Below are 15,554 nucleotides of genomic sequence, written 5' to 3'. Positions count from 1 at the left end.
GCCTGGTGAGCGCGCGCGTCGATTCCCTACTCTCGTAGGTCCGATGCTCGGGCTTCCTAACGTTTTCCCTGTTCAGAGCCCCTTTCTCAGCAACAAATCAGTATCCGCCACTCACCAAAGCGCGGGCCTTCGTGCCAGGATGTCGGCGTGAACCGTCAACGCCGACGGTGACCGAGCGCTTCGGACCCGATGCGCTGGTCCCCGCCGGTGCAGTCGCTGTGGTCGCCACAAGCGGCCGCCAGAGGCACCGACACCGAGGAGTACTGCGCATGCCGTCCGAACAGTGGACGCACCCGGAGCCAGGAGACGGGCCGGCCGCCGTAGCGGCCCAGCCGTCCCCCGAGCAGGTGATCGCCGGATTGCGGGCAACCAGCGAAGGTGGCGCTGAGCTGACTCAGCTGCTCACCCCCGAAGGCGAACGGGTCCCGTCGCCCCAGTTCGACAAGTACGTCGACGACATCGACGCCGAAGCACTCCGCGGGCTCTACCGCGACATGGTGCTGGTCCGGCGGGCCGACCGCGAAGCGAACGCCATGCAGCGCCAGGGCCAGCTCGGCATCTGGGTGCCGCTGCTCGGCCAGGAGGCCGCGCAGATCGGCTCGGGCCGGGCGCTCAAGGCCAACGACATGGCCTTCCCGAGCTACCGCGAGCACGGCGTCGCGTTCACGCGCGGGGTCGACATGAAGGACCTGCTCGGCATCTTCCGGTGCACCGACCACAGCGGCTGGGACTACCAGCGCCACGGCTTCCACCCGTACACCATCGTGATCGGCAACCAGGTGCTCAACGCCGCCGGTTACGCGATGGGCCAGAAGTTCGAGGGCAAGGTCGGTGACGACGACGGCGAAGCGACCATCGTCTACTTCGGAGACGGCGCGACCTCGCAGGGTGACGTCCACGAAGGATTCGTCTGGGCCGCGGTCTACGACGCGCCACTGGTTTTCTTCTGCCAGAACAACCAGTGGGCGATCTCCGAGCCGACCGAGCGCCAGTCCCGCCTGCCGCTGTACCAGCGCGCCCGCGGCTACGGCTTCCCCGGCATCCGCGTCGACGGCAACGACGTCCTGGCCTGCCTCGCGGTGTCCCGCTGGGCGCTCGACGAGTGCCGCCACGGCAACGGACCCGTCCTGATCGAGGCGTTCACCTACCGGATGGACGCGCACACGACCACCGACGACCCCACCCGCTACCGGCTCTCCGACGAGCTGGAGGAGTGGAAGCTCAAGGACCCGATCGAGCGCGTCCGCGCGTACCTGGCCCGCGGCGGCTACGCCGACCAGGCGTTCTTCGACAAGATCCAGGACGAAGCCGACGCCTTCGCCGCCGACCTGCGCGAGTACACGTTCAACATGCCGGAGCCGCCGCCGGACCGGATCTTCAGCAACGTCTACGCCGAGGGCAACCCGGTGCTGGAGGCGCAGCGCGAAGAGTTCCTGTCCTACCTCGACGGCTTCGTATCGGCGGGTGAGCACTGATGTCCGACCTCCAGAAACTCACCATCGGCAAGGCGCTCAACCTCGGCCTGCGCCGCGCGATGGAAGAAGACCCCAAGGTCCTGATCATGGGCGAGGACGTCGGCAAGCTCGGCGGCGTCTTCCGGATCACCGACGGCCTGCAGAAGGACTTCGGCGAGCAGCGCGTGCTGGACACGCCGCTCGCCGAGTCGGGCATCATCGGCACCGCGGTCGGCCTGGCCGTGCGCGGCTTCCGGCCGGTGTGCGAGATCCAGTTCGAAGGCTTCATCTTCCCGGGCTTCGACCAGATCTCTTCGCAGCTGGCGAAGCTGCACTACCGGACGCAGGGCAAGATCAAGATGCCCGTCGTGATCCGGGTGCCGTTCGGCGGCGGGATCGGCGCGGTCGAGCACCACTCGGAGTCGCCGGAGTCGCTGTTCGCGCACATCCCGGGCCTCAAGGTCGTGTCCATTTCGAACGCCGTCGACGCCTACTGGGGCATTCAGCAGGCGATCAAGTCCGACGACCCGGTGCTGTTCTTCGAGCCGAAGCGGCTGTACCACTCGGGTGCGCTGCGCGCGGAGATCGACGTGGCCGGCACGCCGGCGCAGGTGTTCTCCTCGCAGGTCGTGCGCGAAGGCACGACGGCGACGGTCGTCGCGTACGGCCCGTCGGTGAAGGTCGCCCTCGACGCGGCCGCGGCGGCCGAGGACGAAGGCAAGTCCCTCGAGGTCATCGACCTGCGCACGCTCTCGCCGCTGGACCTCGGCCCGGTGTTCGAGTCGGTGCGCAAGACCGGGCGGCTGATCGCGCTGTCGGAGGCGCCGTCGGAGTCGTCGCTGACGTCGGAGATCGCCGCGCGCGTCCAGCAGGAGTGCTTCTACTCGCTGGAGGCCCCCGTCCTCCGGGTGACCGGGTTCGACACGCCGTACCCGCCGGCCAAGCTCGAGGAGCACTACCTCCCCGACCTGGACCGGGTGCTGCACGCCGTCGACCGCTCGCTCGCCTGGTAAGGGGGATTTCCGCGCAATGCCAACGTACAAGCAATTCCCCCTGGCCGACACGGCCGAGGGGCTGACCGAAGCCGACATCCTGTCCTGGCACGTGAAGCCGGGCGACACGGTGACGGTGAACCAGATCGTGGTCGAGATCGAGACCGCGAAGGCCGCCGTGGAGCTGCCGATCCCGTGGGCCGGGGTCGTCACGGAACTGCACGTCGAGCCGGGGCAGACGGTGGAGGTCGGCACGCCGATCCTCACCATCGACGTCGACCCCGGCGGGGCTGCCGCGCCCGCGCCCGCCGCTGCTCCCGCCTCGGCGCCCGCCGAGGAAGAGGAGATGAAGCCGCTGGTCGGGTACGGCTCCAAGGCCGTCGTCACGCAGCGGCGGGCCCGGAAGGGCGCTGCTCCGGCAGCTGCCGTTGCGGCTCCTCCGGCGCCTGTCGCTCCGGCCCCGGTTGCTCCGGTTGCTCCGCGCGGTGGGTACGTCCCGCTGGCGAAGCCGCCGGTGCGGAAGCTGGCCAAGGACCTCGGCGTCGACCTGCACGCGCTGACCGGCAGTGCGTCCGGCGGCATCATCACGCGGGAAGACGTCGAGCGGGCCGCCAACGGCACCCCGGTCGCCGCACCCGTGGTGGACAGCGGGTCCCGCGAGCGGCGCGTCCCGATCAAGGGCGTCCGCAAGGCCACGGCGGCCGCGATGGTGCAGAGCGCGTACACCGCTCCGCACGTCACGGAGTTCCTGACCATCGACGTCACGCCGATGATGGAGTTCCGCGAGAAGCTGAAGAAGTCGCGTGAGTTCGCCGGGGTCAAGGTCACGCCGCTGACGTTCGCGGCGAAGGCCGTGTGCCTGGCGGCGAAGCGCACGCCGGACGTCAACGCGGTCTGGGACGAAGCGGCGCAGGAGATCGTCTATAAGGACTACGTGCACCTGGGCATCGCGGCGGCGACCCCGCGCGGCCTGATCGTGCCCAAGGTCCGCGACGCCGACTCGATGTCGCTGAAGGAGCTGGCCCAGGCCCTGACGGCGTTGACCGAGACGGCCCGCGAGGGCAAGACGTCCCCGGCGGACATGGCGAACGGCACGATCACGATCACCAACGTGGGCGTGTTCGGCGTCGACACCGGCACGCCGATCATCAACCCTGGCGAGTCCGCGATCCTGTGCCTCGGCGCGATCAAGGACCAGCCGTGGGTGGTCGACGGCGAGATCAAGGTCCGGAAGGTGCTCCAGCTGTCGCTGAGCTTCGACCACCGCGTGGTCGACGGCCAGCAGGGTTCGGAGTTCCTGGCCGACGTCGGCGCGCTGCTGGCCGACCCGGCGATGGCCATGACGTACTGAGTTTCCGCAGGTAGAGGGCCGTCCCGAGACATCGGGGCGGCCCTCTGCGTTTTCGCCGTCAGCATACTCATTTGACGGAGTGAGCACTCACTCCGCACACTGGTGGCATGACACCAGCACCCGACACCCGGCGCAGAGCGCCGAGCATGAGCGCCGAAGACCGGCGCGCCATGATCGTGCACGCGGTGCTGCCGCTCCTGATGGAGCACGGCACCGGCGTCACCACCAGCCAGATCGCCCGCGCCGCCGGCATCGGCGAGGGCACCATCTTCCGCGCGTTCAAGGACAAGGACGAGCTCTTCGACGCCTGCACCGCCGAGGTGCTGCGCCCCGACCACGTCCTCGACGCGATCGCCGAAATCCCCATCGAACAACCACTGGCGGACCGGCTCGTCGAGGCCGCCGAAGCACTCGGTGCGCACTTCGAGCGGATGGGCGCGCTGATGGGCGCCCTGCACGCGACCGGCAGGCACAAGCAGCGCGATCCCGAGCAGCGCCTGAAGAACCGCACGATGAAGGGCGGCCGCAGCGAGTCGATGGCCGCCATGCGCGGCGCGATCACCGAGCTGTTCGAGCCCGAAGCGGACCGGCTGCGGCTGAGCCCCGAGCAGCTGGCCTCCCTGTTCCTGACCCTGTTGTTCGGCGGCCGCCGGATGGCACCGGTCGACGACGCGCCCACCACGCGCCAGGTGGTCGACGTCTTCCTGCACGGCGCCGTGGAGGCCAAGTGATCCCGGGCGGTGGGGGCGGCATGGAGTTCATGCTGGCCCGGCGCGGCCGGCGCCGGCACGCCGTGACAGTGCCGGAAAGCGGGCTCACCGGGCCCGTCGACATCCCCGAACCGAAGCAGGACGACCAGCCCAAGGACCTGCGCTCGCGGCTGCGGCGCGCGAAGACGTCCGTGGCGGGCACGGTCCGCGGCCTGCCGAAGGTCGTCAAGCTGACCTGGCAGGCCAGCCCGGTCCTGACCATCCTCCTGGCGCTGATCACGCTGCTGGCGGGCCTGCTGCCGACGGTGACCGCGTACGTCGCGAAGCTGTTGCTCGACTCGGTCGTCACGGCGATCCAGGGCAAGGGCACCACCGGCGACATCGTGAACGTCGCGCTGTTCCAGTTCGGCGTGCTCGCGGCGACCGCGATCAGCAGCGCGCTGACGTCGATCGCGCAGTCGCTGCTGCAGGAGCGCATGACGCTGACCATCCGCCACCAGGTGATGGCCCACGCGAGTGAGCTGCACCTGGCGTACTTCGAGGGGTCCGCGTCCTACGACATGCTTCGCCAGGCCGCGCAGGAGGCGCCGACGCGGCCGCTGTCGATGATGAACTCCGCGCTGGGGCTGGTGCGGACGCTGATCACGTTCGGCAGCATGATCGCGCTGCTCGTTTCGATCAGCCCGCTGCTGGCCCTGGTCGCGCTGGTGGCGCCGATCCCGGCGTTCATCTCGCAGTCCAAGTACGGCTCGCGCGCGTTCTGGCTGACGTTCCTGATGTCGCCGATCAAGCGGCGGATGGACTACCTGTCGTCGCTGGTCACCACGGACACCTACGCCAAGGAAACGAAGCTGTTCGGGCTCGGCCCGTACTTCGTCGACCGCTTCCGCCGGCTCGGCTTGGTTTCCTACGAGCGGCAGCGGAAGCTGACGATCAACCGCAACATCAGCTCGACGTCCTGGGGACTGCTGAGCACGCTCGCGGGCTCGGCGATCGCGCTGTACATCGCCTTGGAGGCGGTGGGCGGCCGGCTGACGCTGGGCGACCTGGCGCTGTACACGGCCGCGGCCACCTCCGTGCAGACGTCGGTGTCCGGGCTGTTCACCGCGTTTTCGGGGATGTACGAGAACAACCTGTACCTGGACACGCTGTACCGGTTCCTGGACACGAAGCCGGAGATCACGGCACCCGCGTCGCCACGGCCGTTCCCGTCCACTGTGGAGGGTCACATCCGGTTCGACTCGGTGACGTTCGCCTACCCCGGCTCGGAGGAGCCGGCCCTGGAGGACGTCAGCTTCGAGATCCGGCCGGGTGAGACGGTGGCGGTGGTGGGCCGCAACGGCGCGGGCAAGTCGACGCTGTTCAAGCTCCTGTGCCGGCTGTACGACCCGACGGACGGCCGCATCCTGCTGGACGGCGTCGACATCCGCGAGTACGACCCGGTCGAGCTGCGCACGCGGATCAGCGCGATGTTCCAGGACTACGTCACGTACCAGGGAACGGCGGCGGAGAACATCGGCCTCGGCGATCTGGCCCGGCTCGAGGACCGCCCGCACATCGAGGATTCGGCCCGCCGGGCGGGCGCGGACGAGCGCATCGAGCGGCTGCCGTCCGGCTACGACAGCCCCTTGGGCCGGTGGTTCGACCAGGGCGTCTCCCTGTCCGGCGGCGAGTGGCAGAAGATCGCGCTGGCGCGAGCGTTCCAGCGCGAGGCACCGATCTTGATCCTGGACGAGCCGACGTCGGCGCTGGACGCCCAGGCGGAGCACGACCTGTTCTCGCGGTTGCGCGAGCTGTCCGAGGGCCGGACGACGCTGTACATCTCGCACCGGTTCTCGACGGTCCGGCAGGCGGAGCGGATCCTGCTGCTGGACCGCGGGAAGGTGGCCGAGTACGGGACGCACGAGGAGCTGATGGCGGCCAAGGCGGGGTACGCGGAGCTGTTCACGTTGCAGGCGCAGGCGTACCTCGACGAGGTGCCGGGCTAAGGGACGAGCACGACCTTGCCGGCCCCTTCGCGGCTCTCGACGCGCGCGTGCGCGGCGGCGACGTCCGCGAGGGGGTAGGTGCGGTCGATGACCGGGGTCAGCGTGCCGTCCGCGACCAGGCCGAGTGCCTCGGCGCGGACGGCCGCGATCCGCTTCCCGTAAGCGTCCGGCCCACCGAAGCCGATCAGGGTCAGCCCGCGGGGAATGAGGTCGGCGACGGAGAAGACCGGCAACTCGCCGCTGAGCATGCCGAAGGCGAGGATCCGGCCGAAGAACGCGAGTTTCGCGGTCAGCTCGGCGGCGCGTGGGCCGCCGATCGACTCGAAGACGACGTCGATGCCTTCCGGGACCCGCTGCCGCCAGTCCGGGTCGTCGTGGTCGATGTCGGCCTTGCCCTTGCCGGCGGTCGTCACGACTCGGGCGCCCTTCCGCTCGGCCAGCCGGGCCAGATAGCCACCGATGGCCCCGGAGACGGCCTCGACCAGCACGCTTTCCCCGGCTTTCACATCCGCGGCGTCCATCAGACCGAGCGCTACAGAGGCCGGAACGGCGGCGGCGACGGCCTGCTCGGCCGTGACGCCGTCGGGCACGAGGCTGTACTGGCTCGCGGCGACGACCTCGGCGTACGCGCCCCCGGTGAAAGACATGGTGACGACCCTTTGTCCGCGCAGGGTTTCGTCATCGGCCTCGAGGACGATCCCGGCGGCCTCGTGCCCGAAGATCGCCGTCGCCGGACCGGCCGGAATCTGCCCGGATCGCATCTGCGTCTCGTAGAACGGCACGCCGATGGCCTCGGTCCTGACGAGCACTTCGCCGGGTTCCGGGTCGGTTCGGGCCGGTCTGCCAGCTTGAGCACGTCCGGACCACCCGTGCCGTGCTGCACCACTGCGCGCATTGCGTTCCCCTAACTGGACCGTCGGTCAACTTACGGTCGCCTACTATATGGACCGACGGTCAACTTGTCGAGGAGTCTGCATGGAGCGCGCCGACGCGGCCCGCAACCGCCGCGCGATCCTGCGCGCGACGGAGGAGCTGCTGACGACCCACGAGCTGTCCGAGGTATCGATGGACCGCGTGGCGGCCGCGGCCGGCGTCGGCAAGGGAACGGTGTTCCACCGGTTCGGCAACCGCGAAGGCCTGATGCGGGCGCTGGTGGAGTCGCGGATCGAGTCACTGTCTCTTGCCGTGGCTTCGGGCCCGCCGCCGCTGGGCCCGGGCGCACCCCCGGCGGCACGCTTGGCGGCGTTCTTCGACGCCGTGGTCGAGCTGGCTTCTCGCAACGTGAAGGTGATGGCGGCCTTCGAGCGGGCGTCGACGGACCGCCTGAACAGCCCGGTCTATTTGTCGTGGCACGCGCACGTGTCGGGGCTGATCGCATCGGCGTCGCCCGGGCTGGACGCCGACCTGATCGCGCACTTGCTGCTGGGCTCGCTGCACAGCGACCTGATGCTGCGGTTCTTGAAGACGGGCGAGACGGACCGCCTGGCGGCGGGGCTGCGGTCGATGGTGGCGACGTTGCTGCGCTGACCGGCCCGGGAGCAAATCGGACAGGTCGTTCGTTGTACGGGTATGGCTGTCGCGTTCCTGCTGTATGTGTTCGCCGAGATCGCCGCGATCTGGGCGGTGGGTTCGGCCGTCGGCGTGCTCGGCACGCTGGGCCTCCTCCTGGCGGGAGCGATCTTGGGCTCCTGGCTGGCCCGCCGCGAGGGCGGCAAGGCCATGAGGGCGTTCACGGCCGCGGCCAGGTCGGGGCGGCCGGCGGAGAAGGAACTCACCGACGGGATGCTGGTCGGGCTGGGCGGGGTGCTGATCCTGGTCCCGGGCTTCGTTTCGGACGTCTTGGGGCTGCTGCTGATCCTCCCGCCGACACGCGCGGTGGCGCGGCGGATGTGGTTGAAGCGAATGGAGAGGCGCGCGGTGCGGTTCGCGAACCAGCGCCGCGGGCCGGTGATGGTCGTGGACAGCGAGGTCGTTTCCCCGGAGCCTTCGCGGGGGCGGGAGCAGCCGACGGTGATCGAGGGTCGGATCGTCGAGAACTAGTTCACCTGGTCGGCCCGGTCGCACGAACCTTGCCACAATGAGCGCGTGGAGCGTCTGAAGACCACGTCCGCGGTGCGCATCCGGATGAGCAAGCAGAAGTCCCGCAACACCGGGATCGAGATGGCGTTGCGCAAGGCTCTCCACGCTGCCGGCTTCCGCTACCGAGTCCACCGCCGCCCGGTGAAGGGCGTGCGACGCGAAGCGGACCTGGTGTTCGGCCCAGCCCGTGTGGCGGTCTTCGTGGACGGCTGCTTTTGGCACGGCTGCCCGGAGCACGCGACGTGGCCGAAGAACAACGCGGAATTCTGGCGCGAGAAGATCGAGACGAACCGCAGGCGAGACGCCGACACGGACGCACGGCTCGAGGAAGCCGGCTGGCTGGCGGTCCGGATCTGGGAACACGAGACCGTGGAGGTCGCCGCGGAGCGGGTCGTCACGGCTGTGCGCGGGCGCCGCTGAGCTCAGGCGTCTTTCAGTAGCCCCTGGACACCGTTGCGGGTGTCCTCCCACTTGCGCTTGACGCACCAGTCCAGCTTCGCGGTGTCGAGCTCCTTACCCATGGCCGCGGCCAGAACGTGGGCCGCCAACCGCGGCGGAATCGCATTTCCGATCTGTTGGGCGATGGCCCGCCCGGACCACGGGTAATCAGGTGGGAACGTCTGCAGCCTGCCTGCTTCCTGGTCGGAGAAGCGGTCCGGCCGACCCTTCGGTCGGTCGATCAGACGGTTGCGGGAGACCTTGCCGGTGACGGTGAACGCGGGTTCGGTCGATCGCCGCTCGCCACGCGCCTTCGGGTCGCCGCCGGTGCCGTAGTTGGACCTCACCGTGAACTGCTCGGACCAGCCGAGCGCTTCTCCCATCGTCTTCCACGGAAGCAAGCGAGGATCGCCTTCGCCTCGGACCGAACCCTTCCGATAACGCCGGTGTGTGGGCTTGGGCAGCTTTGCTTCCCCATCGCGCCGAGCGATCAAGATCGCGCGACGACGTGTTTGCGGGACCCCGAACTCCTCGGTGTGGAGGATTCCACAATCGACGTTGTAGCCGCGCCTCTCGAGCACAGTTGCATACGCCTGCCACACCGGCAGCACTGCGGGGACCTGTTCGAGAACGATCGCTTCGTACGGAACACCCGCATTCAACGCCCACCGCAGGGGCTCCAGCACCAAGCCGGTGCGCTCATCCTCCAGTTGCGCGAGGTCGTCCTCGCTGAGACTGTCACCGTCACTGTCGGCAACGACCTCGACGAGGGACAGTACCCGTTCCAGAGCTCGTCTGCCGGTCCCGTGCCCCGCGACGGTGTACGTCTGACAGGGAGGCCCGCCGGTCAAAAAACGAGCTTTCGGGTAGTCGGCGGGCTTGGACAGCCGCACGTCGCCGTGTTCGGTGTGAAGTTCGGCTTTCGCGCGAGTGACGCACGCGTCGTCATCCCACTCGATGCCGACAACGGACAAGCCAAGCCAGTGGGCGGCGACGTCGAGACCACCCGGACCGGCGAAGAGGTCCACCATCTCGACCTGCGCCGGGAGCGGCAAGGCCAACTGTCCGTCGGTCATGGCTCGGGAGTCTATAAGTCGGGTACGACAGTTCGAACGCGCCATGATCCGACACGCCGGCAGCCGACTTGCTCGGCGTGTGACGCATCGTGACCACGAGGAGTCCCAGCTCGAGATCGGCCACGATGCGGCATGCATCGGGAGCAGGCTGCAGACGGCCGGGAGAAGAAGCTCGGCATGCCCTCAAGCGCACCCGTGACTGATACAGCAGTGCGCCGTTCGGCTATTCCTCCTCGGAAAAGGCCAACGCTTTCCGCTTGTAGGGGCGGCCTAGCGCGGTGAGGCGGTGCTCAGGCCAGATGTCGCTCCGCTCGTTCACCATCAACTCGCCGTCGCGGCGCATGAGCCAGATCGTCTCCATGCCGGAAAGCACCGCGTCGCCGGGGACTTTGTCCAGCAGGCCGGCGACCAGCCGGACCAGGTCGTCCTGTTGTTCGGGAATCCGGTCGTGTTTGTAGATTCCGAATCCGACGGCCACCGTCGGGGTGATTCCGAAGTCCGTGACCAGCGGCGACCAGGGTGCGGCGTTGCGTTCGTAGACTCGAACCCAGGTCCGGAGTGGGGTGACCGCACCGTCTCGAGCTACCTGCTCGGGCGTGACCGATCCGTCGAAGAGCTCCAGCGGACGGCCGACGTCGAGCAGTGCGCGCGCGACCTGCTCCGGCGACCATGAGGTCGCCATTTCGAGATCGTAAGAGATGGCCATTCGAGCTGATCCTCGCAGTAAATCAGGGATAGAGGTGAAGTATATTGCCTTGTCTGTCGATCGCGATGGCTTCCTTGAGACCGCTGATCGGCCAATCGTGGAGCTGGGCGCGCATCGCTTCGAGGTCCACTGGACTGTCGGCCAGGTTGAGGACGATCCGATCCGTCTGCTCCTTCGCGACCTTCTTCGCCATTTCGTCCGCGATGTTGCGCGCCCGACCGGTCGATGGCGCGTAGTTGTCGAACACCTTGCCGTCGATGCGGTAGTCGGGATTCCGGCCGTTCGGCAGGGTCGAGGGGTTCTGCTCGACGTCGTAGCCCGCTCGCGCGAGGGTGGTGGCCGATTCGTTCTCGCGCTGGAGCGAGCGCGCGGTCTCCGGGTCCGCGCCCTTCGGGATGTTGGTCGGGTGGCCGCCGGGAGCCGCGTTGGAGTCCGGAACGCGGGAGGGTTCGGTGTGGCCGCTGATCTCGTCGCTGATCTTCCCGGCGTCGACCCCCTCCACCTCCGGGTTCGGCGTGCCGCTCATCGCGGCCTGCATCGCCGGGACCACACCTTGGGTGATCGCGACCGCCCCGCCCGCGGTGACGAGGATGGCTTCCGCGGTGGCAGCGACCTCGGCGATCGGAATCGCCAGGGTGGCGCCGGCTTCGACGCCGAAGAAGTCGAGCGCTTCGATCACACCGACGATGAGCACGTCCAGGCCGCCGTCGGTGAGGACGCTGCCGATCACCAGGACCAAGCCGACGATGCTCAGGTCGTCGATGATCGACTTGATCTTCTCCTTGACCCGCTCCTGGGTGTCGTTGTTCCAGATCCGGAAGTCGACGAGGCTGTTCGCGACGTCGTCCAGCGTCTGGGGCAACCCGGTGAGGATGGAATGCTCACCGGCGGCGCGCACCCAGAACCGCTCCAGCTCGACGAGGTCGTCCGAACTGTTGTTGCCGACCAGCCCTTGCAGCCGGGAGTGCAGGTCGCCGACGAGACCGCGAACGGCGGCGGCCGCATCGCGGCACGCCTGGGCGGCGGCATCGATGCGGCCGGTGTCGGCTGTCGGGATGTACCTCTCCAGGAAATCCGGCATCCACCACGGTGAATCACCGGTCAGAGTCACGAAGTCCGTGTTGCCGGGCCACCCGTTCGGCGAAACCGGGGTCCAAGGGGCCGTTCCGTCGGGTTTGCCGGGCACGCTGTTCCGGTCGGCGGTCGCGTGGTTGAGGGCGGACACGTCGATGCCCCTGCCGATCGCGCCCAACAAGTCGAAAGCCGTGCGGAAGCCGTCGTTCAGGATGCAGTCGAGCGCTGCCGCCCAGCCGTCCTGGTACTTGTGGGCACCGTCGCTCGCACCGGCCGCGCCGGCGGCTTGGTCGAGGTGGCCGAGCAAATCCTGCCGGATGCGATCGAGGCTGCTTTGCGCGTCGACGAACTGCTGCGCGACGACGTGGAAGTCCGAGAGCTCGACTCGCACGGCACTGTTCGGCCCGCCGTCCGGACCGCGTTCCAACACCGTCACGGCTCAGACTCGCCAAATCCGGACATTCGCGTCCACCGCCGCAGCATGATTGTCGTGCGCGTTCACCACGACGGTGCGGATCCAGTGCAGCTGGTCTCGCAAATCACGAGCGGAAACGAACCACTCGGTGATTGCCTCGTGGAACGCGTCGTGACCGGCTCCCGTCCAGCAAGTCGCCAGGTCGGCGACGATTTCTCCCAGTTCGTCGAGATATCGGTCGGTGTGGTCGATGTGAGAACCGAGATCGTCCACCAACGTACGCAAAACGGAAAAATCGACCGTCAACTGCACCATGCACCCCTCCGTAAGCATTCGCCTACAGCCCGGATGCGAGGGTAACCGAGATTCCGCTGGACGGCGACTAGTCCACGGATGGCTTGGGGATGTCGAAGTAGCTGGAGAACCGCACCGCCGGGGCGTACTCGCCCTTGACCTTCACCCGTCCCGTCACGAACATCGCGGCCACCGCCGCGTTGCCCGTGGCCATTCTGATGAAGTCGTCCACCGACAGCGTGATCGTGGTGTCCGGTGTCCTCGACAGGTCCGTCGACGAGACGCACATCCCGTCCTCGATCACCGTCTGGAAACGGTCGTAGCCGTCCTCGCCTGATCCCTCGGAAAAGCGCCAGGAAACCACGAAATCGACGTGGCGGGCGCGCGATGGGGAAAAGTGTTCTGACATTCTACGGAAGATCTCGTCCAAGAACACCGAGCGCAGTTCCGGATGGGAAGCGATCGCCTTCAGTTGCTCTCTGGACGCGCGGCGGACGACGTCCACCAGGACGTCCGTCGACAGGGAGCTCAGCTCGATGCCGGCGCCCGCGGAACCCAGCATGTGCAGGGTTTCCAGGACCTGGAGGAACTGCGCCGGCGTCAGGCGGCTGATCACCAGCTTCTCCGCGAACGCGTTCACCACGTGGCCGCCGCGGATGCGGTGGGGGCGTGGGATACGCCATTTCGCGTTGCGGGGCACGGGCGGACTATACGGGCTTCGGCAGGTCGAAGAAACCGATCAAGCCCGCCGCGAATGCCAGGTCGCCTTTGACTTTGATTCTTCCCGTGACGAACAACACCGCCGGGGTGGCCTGGTGGGTGATGAGCCGGAAGAAGTCGGCGGGTGCGATGGTGATCGTGACTCGCGGAGAAGCGTGCATCTCGCGGCTCACCGTGCACGAGCCATGGGATATCGCCGTCTCGTAGCGGTCGTAGCCGCCTTCGCCTGCTCCTCCGGACAGGCGCCAGTGGACCACCGCCTGGAGGTCGCGGGCCCGGTCCGGGCGGATGTGCGCGCCCATGCGGGCGAAGATCTCGTCCAGGACGCGCTCGCGCAGCGCGCGGTCCGCGACGACGCTCTCCAGCTGCGCGCGCGACGCCGAGGCCACCAGGGACGCGAACCGGCCCGGCTCGACCTTGCTCAGGTCGAACGCCGGCGCCCGGGACGCCAGCGCGAGCAGGGCCTTCAGGAACCGGCGGAAGTCGTCCTTGCGGAGTTCGGCGGGGTCGAGCGCTTCCACCAGCGCGTTGACGTCGAGGGCGTGGGCCTCCGGACCCAGCGGGTCGAGCCGCTCCAGGGCGTCGAGCAGTGCCGCGCCGCGGAGGTCCGCGATGCGATCGGCGCTGGTCATCCCGGCGTTTTCGGCCATGGTCACCCCTCTCCCAGTTACTCATGCGTAAGGCTACCCGCCAGTAGGTAGGCGGGCAAGCGTGCCGAAATCACTCTGACGGGTCGCCTCCGGGTACCGTCTCCGGGCAGCAACAAGGAGGTCGAGCGTGTCAGAGGAAGATCAGCGTCCGCCCGAACGGGCCAGGCGGCTGCCGCGTGCGGTGCGCGAGCGGCAGATCCTGGACGCGGCCGTCCAGGTCTTCTCGCGCCACGGCTACCACGCCGCGTCCATGGACGAGATCTCCGACGTCGCCGGCGTCTCGAAGCCGATGATCTACACCTACCTCGGCTCCAAAGAGGACCTCTTCGGCGCGTGCATCCGCCGCGAGGCGACGCGCCTGCTCGAGGCCATCCAGGCCGGGGTGCAGCCCGACCTCCCGCCGGACATGCAGCTCTGGCACGGCCTGCGGTCGTTCTACCGCTTCGTCGCCGAGTACCGCGAGTCTTGGACCGTCCTGCACCGCCAGGCCCTCACCGTCGGCGGGGCTTTCGCCGCGGAGATCACCGACATGCGGGCGCGCGCGATCCAGCTCGTCGCCGCGCTCGTCGTCTCGGCCGGCACCCGCAAGGGCGTCGGCGAGCAGGCCGAGTTCTCCGGCGAAGGCCTGGCCGCGTCCCTGGTCGGCGGGGCCGAATCGCTGGCCGACTGGGCCCTCGACCACCCGGACATCTCCGACGGCGTGCTCGCCTCGTGGCTGATGAACCTCGTCTGGCTCGGCTTCAACGACCTCATCGAAGGCGCGGTCTGGAAGCCGTCAGAGTGAGCTGATCGTGCCCTCCAGGTGCGGCTTCGACTTGCTCCACAGCTCGAACGCCCAGCCGTCGTCCACCGCCCACGACGTGAAGCCCGCCTTGGCCGGCAGCAGCACCGGCTGCTTGAAGCGGACGTCCACGGTGAACGCCTCCGGCAGCCGGCCTTCGAACGCGGCCAGCGCGTGGGCCTTCGTCCACATGCCGTGGGCGATCGCGCGGGGGAAGCCGAACAGGCGGGCCGTCAGCGGGTGCAGGTGGATCGGGTTGCGGTCGCCCGAGACCTCCGCGTAGCGCCGCCCGATGTCGCCCGGGATGCGCCAGAGTGCGTCCGGGGTCGGCGGGGCCAGCTGCTCCCGCCGAGCCGAACCCGAGCCTCCGCCGCGCCGCAGGTACGTGCTGACGTCGGTCCAGACGAGGTCGTCACCGACCCAGGCCTCGCTGACGACGTCGAACTGACGGCCCTTCTCGTGCGGGCGCAGGTTCTCCGCCCGCACGCGCACGGTCAGCGGCTCGCTCACCCGCAGCGCGCGGTGCTGGGTGATCCGGTTGGCCACGTGCACCATGCCGAGCAGCGGGAACGGGAACCCCGGCTCGGTCATCAGCGCCATCTGCAGCGGGAACGCCAGCATGTGCGGGTACGTCGCCGGCAGCTCGTCGCTCAGCCGGAAGCCGCACACCGTGTTGTACGCGGCCAGGTGCGCTGGGTCGACGACGACGCCCGTGCGGACCAGCTCGGTGTCCGGCAGCGATGAGCCCGTTTTGCGGAAGCCGAGCAGCGCCTTCGGGTACAGCGTGGTCAGGCTCGGCGTGCTGTCGAGTTCGCGGATCGCCACG

17 protein-coding genes are annotated in these 15,554 nt (G+C 68.6%); 9 read left to right on the top strand and 8 right to left on the bottom strand.

The window, feature by feature from the left end:
- Nucleotides 1–269: 269 nt before the first annotated feature.
- The 5 genes from pdhA to ABZX11_RS02040 all read left to right on the top strand — a co-directional run bounded on the left by pdhA (nt 270) and on the right by ABZX11_RS02040 (nt 6,495).
- Complete coding sequence (pdhA, locus tag ABZX11_RS02060) at nt 270–1,475, top strand: pyruvate dehydrogenase (acetyl-transferring) E1 component subunit alpha (protein WP_176173962.1); 1,206 nt, start codon at nt 270–272, stop codon at nt 1,473–1,475.
- The gene (locus ABZX11_RS02055; protein WP_354909016.1) at nt 1,475–2,467 is read left to right on the top strand and encodes an alpha-ketoacid dehydrogenase subunit beta; all 993 of its coding nucleotides are present in this window, start codon (nt 1,475–1,477) and stop codon (nt 2,465–2,467) included. Before pdhA ends, ABZX11_RS02055 begins: the two co-directional genes overlap by 1 nt.
- Before the next feature lie 16 nt (nt 2,468–2,483).
- Nucleotides 2,484–3,797: a dihydrolipoamide acetyltransferase family protein gene (locus tag ABZX11_RS02050; RefSeq protein ID WP_354909014.1), complete on the top strand. Its 1,314-nt coding sequence runs from the start codon at nt 2,484–2,486 to the stop codon at nt 3,795–3,797.
- 146 nt (nt 3,798–3,943) lie between these two features.
- A complete protein-coding gene (locus ABZX11_RS02045; protein WP_176178051.1) occupies nt 3,944–4,528 on the top strand; it encodes a TetR/AcrR family transcriptional regulator in 585 nt (194 codons plus the stop codon).
- A 20-nt stretch (nt 4,529–4,548) separates the two neighbouring features.
- Nucleotides 4,549–6,495, top strand: a complete 1,947-nt coding sequence (locus ABZX11_RS02040) for an ABC transporter ATP-binding protein (protein WP_354909012.1) — start codon at nt 4,549–4,551, stop codon at nt 6,493–6,495.
- Here the strand turns inward: ABZX11_RS02040 and ABZX11_RS02035 are convergent.
- Complete coding sequence (locus ABZX11_RS02035) at nt 6,492–7,304, bottom strand: zinc-binding dehydrogenase (protein ID WP_354909010.1); 813 nt, start codon at nt 7,302–7,304, stop codon at nt 6,492–6,494. The genes ABZX11_RS02040 and ABZX11_RS02035 overlap by 4 nt on opposite strands.
- A 166-nt stretch (nt 7,305–7,470) precedes the next feature.
- Here ABZX11_RS02035 and ABZX11_RS02030 point away from each other — a divergent pair, with 166 nt between their 5' ends.
- From ABZX11_RS02030 to ABZX11_RS02020, 3 genes are all read left to right on the top strand, one after another.
- Nucleotides 7,471–8,022 (top strand): helix-turn-helix domain-containing protein, encoded by a 552-nt coding sequence (locus ABZX11_RS02030; RefSeq protein WP_354909008.1) that lies wholly within the window; start codon nt 7,471–7,473, stop codon nt 8,020–8,022.
- A 42-nt stretch (nt 8,023–8,064) separates the two neighbouring features.
- The gene (locus tag ABZX11_RS02025; protein WP_176173956.1) at nt 8,065–8,535 is read left to right on the top strand and encodes an FxsA family protein; all 471 of its coding nucleotides are present in this window, start codon (nt 8,065–8,067) and stop codon (nt 8,533–8,535) included.
- A gap of 84 nt (nt 8,536–8,619) precedes the next feature.
- The gene (locus tag ABZX11_RS02020; protein ID WP_354909204.1) at nt 8,620–8,994 is read left to right on the top strand and encodes a very short patch repair endonuclease; all 375 of its coding nucleotides are present in this window, start codon (nt 8,620–8,622) and stop codon (nt 8,992–8,994) included.
- Nucleotides 8,995–8,996: 2 nt separating this feature from the next.
- Here ABZX11_RS02020 and ABZX11_RS02015 read toward each other — a convergent pair whose 3' ends face one another.
- The 6 genes from ABZX11_RS02015 to ABZX11_RS01990 all read right to left on the bottom strand — a co-directional run bounded on the left by ABZX11_RS02015 (nt 8,997) and on the right by ABZX11_RS01990 (nt 13,947).
- Nucleotides 8,997–10,088: a DNA cytosine methyltransferase gene (locus ABZX11_RS02015; RefSeq protein ID WP_354909004.1), complete on the bottom strand. Its 1,092-nt coding sequence runs from the start codon at nt 10,086–10,088 to the stop codon at nt 8,997–8,999.
- 223 nt (nt 10,089–10,311) lie between these two features.
- Entirely contained in the window at nt 10,312–10,794 is a 483-nt protein-coding gene (locus ABZX11_RS02010) for a SitI3 family protein (protein ID WP_354909002.1), read from the bottom strand.
- A gap of 22 nt (nt 10,795–10,816) precedes the next feature.
- A complete protein-coding gene (locus ABZX11_RS02005; protein ID WP_354908999.1) occupies nt 10,817–12,304 on the bottom strand; it encodes a hypothetical protein in 1,488 nt (495 codons plus the stop codon).
- A 3-nt stretch (nt 12,305–12,307) separates the two neighbouring features.
- Nucleotides 12,308–12,598, bottom strand: coding sequence for a WXG100 family type VII secretion target (locus ABZX11_RS02000; protein WP_354908997.1), 291 nt, complete (start codon nt 12,596–12,598; stop codon nt 12,308–12,310).
- 67 nt (nt 12,599–12,665) lie between these two features.
- Complete coding sequence (locus tag ABZX11_RS01995) at nt 12,666–13,217, bottom strand: SCP2 sterol-binding domain-containing protein (protein WP_354909201.1); 552 nt, start codon at nt 13,215–13,217, stop codon at nt 12,666–12,668.
- Nucleotides 13,218–13,284: 67 nt separating this feature from the next.
- Nucleotides 13,285–13,947 carry an SCP2 sterol-binding domain-containing protein gene (locus tag ABZX11_RS01990; RefSeq protein ID WP_354908994.1) on the bottom strand — a complete coding sequence of 221 codons (663 nt, stop codon included), beginning with the start codon at nt 13,945–13,947 and terminating at the stop codon, nt 13,285–13,287.
- A 127-nt stretch (nt 13,948–14,074) separates the two neighbouring features.
- Here ABZX11_RS01990 and ABZX11_RS01985 point away from each other — a divergent pair, with 127 nt between their 5' ends.
- Nucleotides 14,075–14,731: a TetR/AcrR family transcriptional regulator gene (locus ABZX11_RS01985; RefSeq protein ID WP_043787198.1), complete on the top strand. Its 657-nt coding sequence runs from the start codon at nt 14,075–14,077 to the stop codon at nt 14,729–14,731.
- Here the strand turns inward: ABZX11_RS01985 and ABZX11_RS01980 are convergent.
- Complete coding sequence (locus ABZX11_RS01980) at nt 14,723–15,553, bottom strand: MaoC/PaaZ C-terminal domain-containing protein (RefSeq protein WP_176173952.1); 831 nt, start codon at nt 15,551–15,553, stop codon at nt 14,723–14,725. The genes ABZX11_RS01985 and ABZX11_RS01980 overlap by 9 nt on opposite strands.
- Nucleotide 15,554: the final 1 nt, after the last annotated feature.

The organism is Amycolatopsis sp. NPDC004169, assembly GCF_040610315.1.
GTDB lineage: Bacteria > Actinomycetota > Actinomycetes > Mycobacteriales > Pseudonocardiaceae > Amycolatopsis.
Note: the sequence above shows the minus strand (reverse complement) of the source record. Positions and strands in the feature narration are given on the sequence as shown.

Coding starts and splice junctions, on each gene's coding strand:
- pdhA (WP_176173962.1), top strand. CDS start 270: ATGCCGTCCGAACAGTGGACGCACCCGGAGCCAGGAGACGGGCCGGCC.
- ABZX11_RS02055 (WP_354909016.1), top strand. CDS start 1,475: ATGTCCGACCTCCAGAAACTCACCATCGGCAAGGCGCTCAACCTCGGC.
- ABZX11_RS02045 (WP_176178051.1), top strand. CDS start 3,944: ATGAGCGCCGAAGACCGGCGCGCCATGATCGTGCACGCGGTGCTGCCG.
- ABZX11_RS02000 (WP_354908997.1), bottom strand. CDS start 12,598: ATGGTGCAGTTGACGGTCGATTTTTCCGTTTTGCGTACGTTGGTGGAC.
- ABZX11_RS02015 (WP_354909004.1), bottom strand. CDS start 10,088: ATGACCGACGGACAGTTGGCCTTGCCGCTCCCGGCGCAGGTCGAGATG.
- ABZX11_RS02025 (WP_176173956.1), top strand. CDS start 8,065: ATGGCTGTCGCGTTCCTGCTGTATGTGTTCGCCGAGATCGCCGCGATC.
- ABZX11_RS02030 (WP_354909008.1), top strand. CDS start 7,471: ATGGAGCGCGCCGACGCGGCCCGCAACCGCCGCGCGATCCTGCGCGCG.
- ABZX11_RS02010 (WP_354909002.1), bottom strand. CDS start 10,794: ATGGCCATCTCTTACGATCTCGAAATGGCGACCTCATGGTCGCCGGAG.
- ABZX11_RS02020 (WP_354909204.1), top strand. CDS start 8,620: ATGAGCAAGCAGAAGTCCCGCAACACCGGGATCGAGATGGCGTTGCGC.
- ABZX11_RS02040 (WP_354909012.1), top strand. CDS start 4,549: ATGGAGTTCATGCTGGCCCGGCGCGGCCGGCGCCGGCACGCCGTGACA.
- ABZX11_RS02050 (WP_354909014.1), top strand. CDS start 2,484: ATGCCAACGTACAAGCAATTCCCCCTGGCCGACACGGCCGAGGGGCTG.
- ABZX11_RS01990 (WP_354908994.1), bottom strand. CDS start 13,947: ATGGCCGAAAACGCCGGGATGACCAGCGCCGATCGCATCGCGGACCTC.